The sequence below is a fragment of the Microcystis sp. M179S2 genome (genome assembly GCF_020245805.1).
Lineage (GTDB): Bacteria > Cyanobacteriota > Cyanobacteriia > Cyanobacteriales > Microcystaceae > Microcystis > Microcystis aeruginosa.
The window spans coordinates 1-10695 of sequence record NZ_JADBUE010000231.1; the positions used below are offsets into that span (position 1 = coordinate 1).

Genomic DNA, 10695 nt, shown 5'->3' on the forward strand with positions numbered 1-10695 from the left:
AGATATTTGTTTTTCAGCATTGCCTTTCACGATGCTCCTCTAAATCTCTAGCTTGATTTTCTCACCTTGAGTGTGTGACTGCTCACCTCTTTGTCATAAACCTACACCTGTCAGGGTGTGGGGTGTGGGGAGATGGGAGAAAAAAGCTGAAAACTCACATCTGATCACTGATTACTGATTACTGATCACTGAAAAGGCTGATAGCTTTTCCCTTTTTAATCTACGGCCTCGTAGTCACTGGCACTCATTTCTTCGCCATCGTAGGGGTGATCATCACTGCCCGATTCGCCGGATTTAGTTTCCAGATTACTATAGGTTCTGGTTCTAGTCTGGGAGAGGGTTGGCCTCTTGGCGAAGGTATTGGAGGAAGTGGCTTGGGTGCGGGTGGGTCGGGTCAGTTTTTCGGTGACATCGATCGATTGAAAACCAGTCCCGTTGAGGGGTTGGGTTTCCTCTTGTTTACCCGTGTAGATGCGGGTACCGATTTCGAGGACAATCTGACGAAATTCTTCCAGGGTGGTTTTTAGCTTTTCAGGCGATAGGGAGGGGTCGCGCAGGGCGATTTCCAACTGTTGCCGCTTCTGGTCGGCCAGTTGCCGGATATCGGGGGCGACTAACTCACTGTTTTCCCTGAGGGTGACTTCGTAGCTATAGAAAAGACTATCGGATTGGTGGCGAATATCGATCATTTGCAGACGACTGCGATCAAATTCGGCGTATTTTTCGGCTTCTAGGCGCATTTTTTCAATTTCGTTCGGTTTCAGCCCTCCAGTATGGCTAATTAAAATGCTTTGTTCTTTGCCGGTGCCTTGGTCGCTGGCGGCCACTTTCAAGATGCCGTTAACATCGATCTCGAAGGCCACTTCGATTTGTGGCATACCCCTAGGAGCGGGAGGAATTCCCGTCAGGAGAAATTTACCGAGGGTTTTGTTATCCCGGGCCATGGCCCTTTCCCCTTGCAGAACATGAATTTCCACCGAAGTTTGACCATCGGCAGCGGTGGAAAAAACCTGAGATCTACTGGTGGGGATAGTGGTATTGCGATCGATAATTTTGGTAAAAACTTCGCCGAGGGTTTCAATGCCGAGGGAAAGGGGGGTGACATCGAGGAGGAGGATATCTTCTACTTCTCCACCTAAAACTCCCGCTTGAATCGCTGCCCCCAAAGCAACGGCCTCATCGGGGTTAACAGAGCGATCGATCTGGCCTGCAGAAAAGAAACGGGAGATTAATCGCTGTACGGCGGGGATTCTGGTGGAACCGCCGACGAGAATGACACGATTGATATCGCTAGGCTGCAGTTCGCTATCTTTGAGGGACTGTTGTACGGGTTTGAGGGTTTTTTCCACTAATTCTCTGGTTAATTCCTCGAATTTAGCGCGAGTTAGTTCTAATTCTAGGTGTTTAGGACCGGTTTCGTCGGCGGCGATAAAGGGGAGATTGATCGAGGTGGTAATCAGGCTAGAAAGCTCGATTTTGGCTTTTTCGGCGGCTTCTCGCAGTCTTTGGATCGCCATGCGATCGCTAGCTAGATCGATGTTTTCTTGGCTTTGAAAGTTCTCCACCAGCCACCGCACTAAGAGGTTATCAAAATCGTCCCCCCCAAGATGGTTATTGCCGGCGGTGGCTTTCACTTCAAAGACTCCCCTCCCCAGTTGCAGGATGGAAACGTCGAAGGTTCCTCCCCCTAGGTCAAAAACGAGGATATGTTGATCTTCGTTTTGTTTATCTAAGCCGTAGGCCAGGGCGGCGGCGGTGGGTTCGTTAATAATTCTTAATACTTCTAGTCCTGCGATTATCCCCGCGTCTTTAGTGGCCTGACGTTGGGCATCGGTAAAATAGGCGGGAACTGTAATCACGGCCTCGTTAATCGGTTCTCCCAGATAGGCCTCAGCATCGGCCTTTAATTTTTGCAGGATCATGGCCGAGATTTCTTGGGGGGTAAATTCCCGATCGCGAATTTTGATATTGACGGTATCATCGCGACCGCGTTGGCAATGATAGGCAACTCGTCCCCTTTCTACCTCGGTGTCTTGCCAACGCCTACCGATAAAGCGTTTGATGCTATAGACGGTATTTTCGGCATTAGTGACCGCTTGACGTTTGGCCAGTTGTCCCACTAGGCGCTGGCCCTTGCCGAATCCCACGATACTAGGAGTTGTCCTTCCCCCTTCCGAGTTGGGAACTATAATCGGCTGACCTCCCTCGAGTACCGCAACACAACTGTTGGTTGTCCCTAAGTCGATGCCGATGACTTTTCCCATGACGCTCTGATAATAATGGTAGTTAATAGGATATAATCATTTACAAAAATTATCCCAAAATTAGCAACGGGATTTTTACCTCGTCTAATCTTGCCAGGGATGAAACAGGACAATTTTTATCCGATCCTAACAAAACTTGTCGGTAAAGTCCGCAAGCGGCCGGCGACCAGTCTATATACAAGAGTAACCCAAAACCAGTAATTTTGCTGATGCTGCCAGTTAGCGATCGCCTCTGGCTATTCTTAAAATTGCCGTTTTTAAGATTTTTTTAATGATCACGAGCGGACTTCCTTGATGTTGATGTCCCTAGCAGTGGAATTATTGCCCAATCTTCTTAACCCGAATTTTCGATAAATTTGGGATAAGATAACCAATAAACCGATCCTAGAGGACTTAATCATGATTAGAGCCTATGCTGCCCGAGAAAAAGGGGGAAAACTAGAGCCTTTTGACTACGATCCGGGTATATTAGCGGATGAAGATGTGGAAATCGCGGTGGAATATTGCGGCATCTGCCACAGTGACCTAAGTATGCTCGATAACGATTGGGGACTGACCACCTATCCCTTTGTCCCCGGTCATGAAGTGGTCGGCACGATCGCCGCTCTCGGTGCTAAAGTCAAAGAATTAAAGATAGGGCAAAGAGTCGGTCTTGGTTGGTTTTCCCGTTCCTGTTCGACCTGTGAAACTTGTATGTCAGGGGATCAAAACCTTTGTGCTACTGCCGAAGGAACTATCGTCGGTCGCCATGGCGGTTTTGCCGACAGAGTCCGCGCTCATCATAGTTGGTTAATTCCCCTGGGGAACCAGTTAGATGCTGCCAAAGCTGGCCCGCTTTTTTGTGGTGGTATAACCGTCTTTAATCCCATTGTCCAATTTGATATTAAACCCACGGCGCGAGTTGGTGTCATTGGTATTGGTGGATTGGGCCATATAGCCTTAAAATTTCTCAAAGCTTGGGGCTGCGAAGTAACCGCTTTTTCCAGTAGTCCCGACAAAGAAACAGAAGCAAAAGAATTAGGCGCGACTCATTTTATCAATTCCAGAGACCCCGAAGCTTTGCAATCGGTACAAAATTACTTTGATTTCATCATCTCTACCGTTAACGTTAATCTCGATTGGGGTCTTTATATCGCCTGTTTACGTCCCAAAGGTCGTCTGCACATTGTTGGGGCTGTTCTTGAACCCATGGCTACCTATGCTTTTCCCTTGATTATGGGTCAAAAATCGATTTCTGGCAGTCCTTTGGGTAGTCCCAGTACCATTAATAAAATGATCGAATTTGCCTCTCGCCATGGCATTGAACCCGTTACAGAAACCTATCCTATCTCGCAGGTGAATGAAGCCATGGAAAAATTGAGAACTGGACAACCTAAATATCGCCTCGTCTTGCAAATAAAATAAAACCATCTCTATCCTGGACGTAACCCCGATGACTCAACCCCTCACTCCTCCAGTTATCGATTGGGAAGAACCCCCCATTCCCCCAGAAGACCTGATTTTTGACGATGGAGAACCTTTGGAAACACACCGTCACCGCAAGGCCATGAATGTCTTAATCGATTCTATCGAACAAGCCTATCAGGATCGAGAAGACTTTTTCGTTGGCGGTAATATGTTTATTTACTTTAGCCGTGAGCGGGTTTTTAATCAAGATTTTCGTGGCCCCGATTTTTTCGTTGTCCTCGATATCGATGGTAGTTATAAACGACAAGGATGGGTGGTTTGGAACGAAAACGGACGTTATCCCGATGTGATCGTGGAATTAATGTCAGAAAGCACCGCAAAAATCGATTTAAATACCAAAAAAGACCTCTATGAGCGGACTTTTCGCTGTTCCCAATACTTCGTTTATAATCCCTTTGATGCCACTTCCCTGCAAGGTTGGGCTTTAGACCAAAATCAATGCTATCAAAAAATTATTCCCGACCATCGCGGTTGGTTATGGTGTCAACGTTTGGGATTATGGTTAGGAGTCTGGATGGGCAGCATCCAACGAGAAGAAGCCCCTTGGCTACGTTTTTATAACCTAGACGGCAATTTAATCCTTCTACCCGCGGAATTAGCCGAAATCGAACGTCAGAACGCTGAAAGCGAACATCAACGGGCGGAACGTTTAGCGGCGCAATTACGGCAATTAGGCATAAATCCCGATGAAACCCCGTAATCGGCCTAGGAATGACCCCTATCTCTAAAAACCGAAAACCCACACATTCCGAGATCGGTTTGTGTGGGCTGATTGTTCACTTAATTCTAAGATTGAAAGCTTACACTTTGGCGAAATCTAAGACCCTAACTGAGAGTAACACCAGAGCGATCGTAAGTTTGTGAAGAAAAGTCGGCCGAGAAGCGACGTTGAACGGTTTCCCCGTAGCCATTGTCATTGTCAATACCGATTTCAGAAGCACTTCTCCCTAACATCGATTGTTGACGATTTTTGACGGCGTGGTGGTGACGCATCATTAAGGCGCGAGCTTGTTGTTCTGTAGACATAATCATTTCCTCCGAGCTGCAAATAGTGTTTCGAACTTTTTTAATCACCTACTAAATATATATAACATACAATTCTGTATCTATTTTTACAAAATGCCCTAATCCCAGAAAAATTAACAAAACTTTACAATAGGAGTCGGTCGTCAGTATTCGGGAGATGGGGAGATGGGGGAATGGGGAGACCACTGCGTGCGCGTTGCGGGGGGTTTTGGGGTGATAGGGATTTAGGGGTTTAGGGGTTTAGGGAAATTTCAGCCAAATGCTCCACTTTCCCACTTGCCCACTTGCCCACTTCCCCAACACCCCAACACCCCACTTCCCACACCCTATACCCCACTTCCCAACCCCAAGACATCAATCGCCTTTATACCTTAATCGAACTAGGTTCATCGACGGCGGCGATAATACGATGACAACCGGAAAAGGGTTGCGCCCATTGATACTGGTGTTCTAAAGGATTACCCCAACAGAGACCGAGATATAATTCTGTGCGCGCCACATCTAATTCCGCCCATTCGGACTGGGCGACTAATTCGGCTAGAGAATCGGCAGAAATGGGACGACGGGAGTTAAGCGCCCACCAAAAATTCATATTAGGGGTGATACTGTTCCAAAACTCTAAAACCGAGGCTTTGGCAGCCATGAGAATTTCCTTGTCACCCGCCACGGCAACTAATTGATTATGAATTTCGGGATAACGGAGAGTGCGATCGCCCCATTGACAAACACGCCAGATAATGCCCGAAACCTGATATTTTTGTTGATAATCGTGAACTTGACGGCGAAAATCCTGATAGGCGAAGACTTTGCCCACCTTTTCTAGATTGATCGCCTTGGCAATCACTGGATTATCAATGCGCTCCGCCGGGGAGAGTAACAGACGTTCCCCTTTGCAAGTGGCGTGCATTTCTCGCTCGAGGATTTCAATTAACTGCTGTGTCGAGTAAGCCATACTACCGCTCTTACCTGAGAGAGGATTTCTTTTTATGATAGAATAATTTATTGACATACTCCCACCGTCAAGCTACGCTGTGACGGTGGATTCTTGACCTATCACTATCGTAAATTCCTTGCTCGACGAGACAACTTAGATTCTCAATGTCTCCACTGAAACCCCAGAGACTGGACTCTCTATTATGCGTTTGGGTCGGTTTCTGTTTGCCCAACAGTACCGTTGAGATGATTTCCCAAATATTGCAACCCTTGAGTTTAAAAACGGTTCCATCGGAATTAACTCTGTTTTGCCAACACCCAGGGTGAGAGCATCTCAAACGCTATTGACAATTGGCCAATTTTGTGATCTGCGTGGGCATTTCAAGTGATACCAGTCCATCAGAATAGTTACGAAATCGACCAAATGGGTCGATTTTTGCTTAACAATTGAGATGGCAAATTCTCCTCAAATATGCCTGAATCGTGGGTAAGCAACTCACATAAAGTTCATTTTGTCAAGGATTGTTAAGATGCGCTTACCCTGTGCCAACACCACGATTATCCATCCAATAACGCCGAACTTTATTCCGAACAAACTGAGTTGTCCGTATTGCCTGATTAATGGCTTCTATCTGATTAGGTTTTGGCTTAACTTTGTGTTCAAGGACAAATATTTTGAGACTGCCTGACCGAGTATCAATATTTTAGGGCAAAAGAAATAAAATGACAATATTATGTCTTAAAGCCGCCCGATCCTAAGCGGGCATGACGGGGAACCTTAAACCCAAATTTTCGGTCAGCAACTACGAGAATTAATCAATATATCCACTGCTTACCGTCAAGCTAAAACTAGACAGAATGATCTGGTTATTATCACCCAACCCAGCCTTGAGCCGGTGAAAATAGGGTCTAATTAGCAGTTTTTCGGCAAAAAAGTCATCTAGACCTGTTAATAGGCAATTTATCCCCCGAATGAGCTACAATTACCGGTCCAACGTGGTTAATAGCGAGCAGATGCGTCGCATTGAAGGGGCGATTTTTGCCTCTGGTATGCCTGTGGCCGCTTTGATGGAAAAGGCAGCCCTGTTAACGGCACAACAGCTTAAAAAGTCCTATTCTTTGGCTAATTTCCCCAAAATCGGCGTTATCGTTGGCCCTGGTCACAATGGCGGCGACGCTCTCGTGATTGCTAGAGAATTACATCTCGCCGGTTATCAAGTATCTCTTTTTTGTCCGATCGCCAAACTCAAGGATTTAACAGCACAACAGGCTAATTATGTCAAGCATTTAGGCTTAATTTTTCAGAAAACTTTAGAATCTTTAGAGGATTGTCAGTTAATTATCGATGGTCTTTTCGGTTTTGGTTTAGAAAGGACTTTATCGGCAGATATTGCCGAATTAGTCGATAAAATTAATAGTTGGCAAAAACCGGTAATTAGTATCGATATTGCTTCGGGAATTCACACCGACACCGGAGAGGTTTTAGGCACGGCAATTAAAGCCACTCATACCTTTTGTTTGGGACTCTGGAAGCGCGCTTTTTTCCAAGATTTGGCCTTACCCTATCTAGGTAAAGTGGAGTTAATTGACATAGGAATTAGTCCCCTTGACCTAGAAACAATTTTACAAGATTCACCGCCAATTCTGAGGGTTAATCCCGATCTAATTCGCCCTTATTTACCTTTACCCCGTCCTCTACTTACCCACAAATATCAGCAGGGACATTTATTAATTATCTGTGGTTCTCGTCGTTATGCGGGGGGGGCAATTCTCGCCGGATTAGGAGCGCGAGGTAGTGGTGTGGGAATGCTTTCGATTGCCGTTCCTGCTGCCCTTAAATCTTTATTAATTAGTCATTTACCAGAAGCATTAATTATCGATTGTCCCGAAACTGCCACGGGAGCTATTGCCGAACTTCCCCTAGAATTAAATAATTATCATGTCCTCGCCTGTGGTCCTGGATTAACCACAGAAAATCCCGCTATTATCGCACAGGTTTTAGATAGTGATAAACCGATTATACTCGATGCCGATGCTTTAAATATTTTGGCTCAATTCGGTATAGAAAAATTATCATCCCGCCAAAATAAGACAATTTTAACGCCTCATTGGGGAGAATTTAAACGCTTATTTCCTCACTTATCAGATTCTCAAGATAGGATTAATATCACTCAAAAAGCATCTCAACAAAGTGGTGCAATTGTCTTATTAAAAGGAGCCAGAACTATAATCGCCTCCCCGGAAGGTAAAATGTATATAATCCCCGAAAGTACCTCCGCTTTAGCGCGAGGTGGTAGTGGTGATGTCTTAACGGGATTAATCGGCGGATTCTTAACCCAAATGCAGGATAATGCCCCGGAAGCAACCGCATTAGCGGCTTATTTACACGCTCAAGCCGGCATTTTAGCGGCCAAAGAAAGGACGGAATTAGGAGTAGATGGAGTGACTTTAGCTAATTATTTATTTGCCGCCCTTAAAGATTTAAATTAAACTCCGAGGGGAAACACACGCGCCCCGAAAACCGAGTAAAATAGATAAAGGATTAAGTAGGTAGGTGTTAAAAATTGTCAGATTTCCCCCCTTATCAAGGGTAGGGTTAATTCATGAATTAACCCTACCATGAATCAGTCCTAAGATTAAGGGAGTATCAGAATTGATAATTGTTACTGTATCTAACATGAAAATATCTTTCATAATATCCACCTAATAAACGCAGAAATAAGACGAGGAAACGATAAAAATACTATTAAAATAGCATAATTGTACTGTATTTAAACTGAGTAGGGGTATTTTAGTACAAATGCTCGGACTGCCTCAACCTAGCTCCGGCGCTCCCTTCTCCGGTGCAGTCTTAAGGATTAATTTAGATAGTCGGCATTTGAGATAAAACATAAGGAATGTTAACCAAAACCACTTATCGTTAAGGAATTTTGATAAGTTGGAGATTGAATAAAGATAGAAAGTCTCTAGCGCTGACAACTATGGCTGTAATTGTCCAAAAATACGGTGGTACATCGGTAGGTTCCGTAGAACGCATTCAATCGGTAGCTCAACGGGTCAAAAATACGGTAATAGCAGGAAATACCGTGGTGGTGGTCGTTTCTGCCATGGGTAAAACCACCGATGGATTGGTCAATTTAGCCAAACAGATCGCCGCCGAACCCTCGCGCCGGGAGATGGATATGTTATTATCCACGGGGGAACAGGTGACGATCGCCTTGATGAGTATGGCCCTAGAGGAAATCGGACAACCGGCCATCTCCCTAACCGGCGCTCAAGTGGGAATTGTCACGGAATCCGAACATAGTCGGGCCCGTATTTTAGAAATTAAAACCGATCGCCTTTCCCGTCATCTATCGGAAGGTAAAGTAGTTGTGGTCGCCGGTTTTCAAGGTGTCAGCGATAGTGATCAATTAGAGATTACCACCTTGGGGCGCGGTGGGTCTGATACCTCGGCCGTGGCTCTAGCGGCCGCCTTAAAAGCCGATTTTTGCGAAATTTACACCGATGTACCCGGTATTCTCACCACTGACCCCCGTTTAGTCCCCGAAGCGCGTCTTTTAGACCAAATCACCTGCGATGAGATGCTGGAATTAGCCAGTTTAGGGGCGAAAGTTCTCCACCCGCGAGCGGTGGAAATCGCCAAAAATTTCGGGGTTCCCCTGGTTGTCCGTTCCAGTTGGACAGAGGCTCCAGGTACTTGGGTGACATCCCCGGCACCGAAACCGCGCACCCTGCAAGGATTGGAATTGACAAAAGCAGTGGATGCGGTGGAATTTGACGGTAATCAGGCGAAAATCGCCCTTTTACGGGTTCCCGATCGTCCCGGTATCGCTGCCCGTTTATTCGGGGAAATCGCCCATCAACAGGTGGACGTGGATTTAATTATTCAATCGATTCACGAGGGTGACAGCAACGATATCGCCTTTACTGTGATGGGAAATGCCTTAAAAAAAGCCCAATCCGTGGCCGAAGCGATCGCGCCGGTTTTACGTTCCCATCCCACTAATACAGAGGAAGCGGAAGTGATCATCGAATCCGGGGCCGCTAAAATCGCCATTACCGGCGCGGGTATGATCGGCCGGCCGGGAATTGCTGCCCAAATATTTAGCACTTTGGCCGCAGCGGCAATTAATATCGAAATGATCTCCACTTCTGAAGTAAAAGTCAGTTGTGTCATCGATGAAGCGGACGGAGAAAAAGCAATTAAAGTCCTTTGTGATGCTTTTCAAGTGGAGTATTCTGCTAAAGTTGCTCATTGCGAAATCCCTAAAAATTTAGTCCCAGTCAGGGGAGTGGCCCTAGATAATAATCAGGCCCAAATGGCCATTCGTAACGTCCCCGATCGCCCCGGGATGGCGGCGAGAATTTTCTCGCTTTTAGCGGCAAAAAATGTCAGTGTTGATATGATTATTCAATCCCAACGCTGTCGCATTGTCGATGGTATTCCCCGACGGGATATCGCTTTTACTTTACCCCAAGCTGATGCTAATTTAGCCCAAAAAATCCTCTTAGAACTATCGGAAAGTTTGGGTTTACAGGAAGTGGTGGTTAATAATGATGTGGCCAAAGTGAGCATTGTTGGTTCGGGAATGGAAGGACAACCGGGGGTAGCAGCACGCTTTTTTGAAGCTTTAGCAAAGGAGAAAATTAATATTTTGATGATTGCTACTTCTGATATAAAAATCAGTTGTGTGGTGAATCAGGAAGATGGAGTCAGGGCCCTACAAGTGGTTCATGCCGCTTTTGGATTGGCCGGACAGGGTAAAATTGAAGTACCCGCCTAAATGAAATTACAAGTTCTATGATGGGGGTAAGAGTTGTTTAATTGTTGGCAACTTATACCCCCAAAAACCCGATAAATAAGTTAACCCTCATCACCCCGATTTTATCTATGGAACCGATAACAGTGGCGACAATTGTTGCTTTGGTATTTCAGACTACTGTAGAAAAATTTACCGAAGCTGCTCTAGAAAAAATTAATACTTTGCGGCAAATCATCTGG

General features: G+C 45.6%; 7 protein-coding genes and 2 pseudogenes. 4 read left to right on the forward strand and 5 right to left on the reverse strand.

The genetic code is table 11. The features are described 5' to 3' along the window. Positions 1-215 precede the first annotated feature (215 nt). Positions 216-2264 carry a molecular chaperone DnaK gene (dnaK, locus tag IM500_RS14330; protein ID WP_190718760.1) on the reverse strand — a complete coding sequence of 683 codons (2049 nt, stop codon included), beginning with the start codon at positions 2262-2264 and terminating at the stop codon, positions 216-218. Between the two features lie 399 nt (positions 2265-2663). Between dnaK and ahr the strand changes: the two genes are divergently transcribed. Then, positions 2664-3668, forward strand: a complete 1005-nt coding sequence (gene ahr / locus IM500_RS14335; protein ID WP_287738757.1) for an NADPH-dependent aldehyde reductase Ahr — start codon at positions 2664-2666, stop codon at positions 3666-3668. 28 nt (positions 3669-3696) lie between these two features. Next, positions 3697-4431 (forward strand): Uma2 family endonuclease, encoded by a 735-nt coding sequence (locus tag IM500_RS14340; protein WP_190718766.1) that lies wholly within the window; start codon positions 3697-3699, stop codon positions 4429-4431. Between the two features lie 125 nt (positions 4432-4556). On the opposite strand, the gene gifA is transcribed toward IM500_RS14340, so the two are convergent. The 4 genes and pseudogenes from gifA to IM500_RS14360 form a co-directional block, all read right to left on the reverse strand. Continuing rightward, positions 4557-4757: a glutamine synthetase inactivation factor IF7A gene (gifA, locus tag IM500_RS14345; RefSeq protein ID WP_002758764.1), complete on the reverse strand. Its 201-nt coding sequence runs from the start codon at positions 4755-4757 to the stop codon at positions 4557-4559. 364 nt (positions 4758-5121) lie between these two features. Continuing rightward, positions 5122-5709: a hypothetical protein gene (locus IM500_RS14350; RefSeq protein ID WP_004163689.1), complete on the reverse strand. Its 588-nt coding sequence runs from the start codon at positions 5707-5709 to the stop codon at positions 5122-5124. 67 nt (positions 5710-5776) lie between these two features. After that, a pseudogene (locus IM500_RS14355) lies at positions 5777-5963 on the reverse strand (RNA-guided endonuclease TnpB family protein); the annotation flags it as partial. 272 nt (positions 5964-6235) lie between these two features. Beyond that, positions 6236-6364, reverse strand: a pseudogene (locus tag IM500_RS14360) (RNA-guided endonuclease TnpB family protein); the annotation flags it as partial. A 298-nt stretch (positions 6365-6662) separates the two neighbouring features. Between IM500_RS14360 and IM500_RS14365 the strand changes: the two are divergent. Together IM500_RS14365 and IM500_RS14370 are read left to right on the forward strand one after the other, a co-directional pair. After that, a complete protein-coding gene (locus IM500_RS14365; protein WP_190718769.1) occupies positions 6663-8180 on the forward strand; it encodes an NAD(P)H-hydrate dehydratase in 1518 nt (505 codons plus the stop codon). A 491-nt stretch (positions 8181-8671) separates the two neighbouring features. Continuing rightward, entirely contained in the window at positions 8672-10477 is a 1806-nt protein-coding gene (locus IM500_RS14370; RefSeq protein ID WP_190718772.1) for an aspartate kinase, read from the forward strand. The last annotated feature ends 218 nt before the right edge of the window (positions 10478-10695 follow it).

Bases quoted from the DNA above. Each gene is read 5' to 3' on its own strand.
- dnaK (WP_190718760.1), bottom strand. From the start codon at position 2,264: ATGGGAAAAGTCATCGGCATCGACTTAGGGACAACCAACAGTTGTGTT.
- ahr (WP_287738757.1), top strand. From the start codon at position 2,664: ATGATTAGAGCCTATGCTGCCCGAGAAAAAGGGGGAAAACTAGAGCCT.
- IM500_RS14340 (WP_190718766.1), top strand. From the start codon at position 3,697: ATGACTCAACCCCTCACTCCTCCAGTTATCGATTGGGAAGAACCCCCC.
- gifA (WP_002758764.1), bottom strand. From the start codon at position 4,757: ATGTCTACAGAACAACAAGCTCGCGCCTTAATGATGCGTCACCACCAC.
- IM500_RS14350 (WP_004163689.1), bottom strand. From the start codon at position 5,709: ATGGCTTACTCGACACAGCAGTTAATTGAAATCCTCGAGCGAGAAATG.
- IM500_RS14365 (WP_190718769.1), top strand. From the start codon at position 6,663: ATGAGCTACAATTACCGGTCCAACGTGGTTAATAGCGAGCAGATGCGT.
- IM500_RS14370 (WP_190718772.1), top strand. From the start codon at position 8,672: ATGGCTGTAATTGTCCAAAAATACGGTGGTACATCGGTAGGTTCCGTA.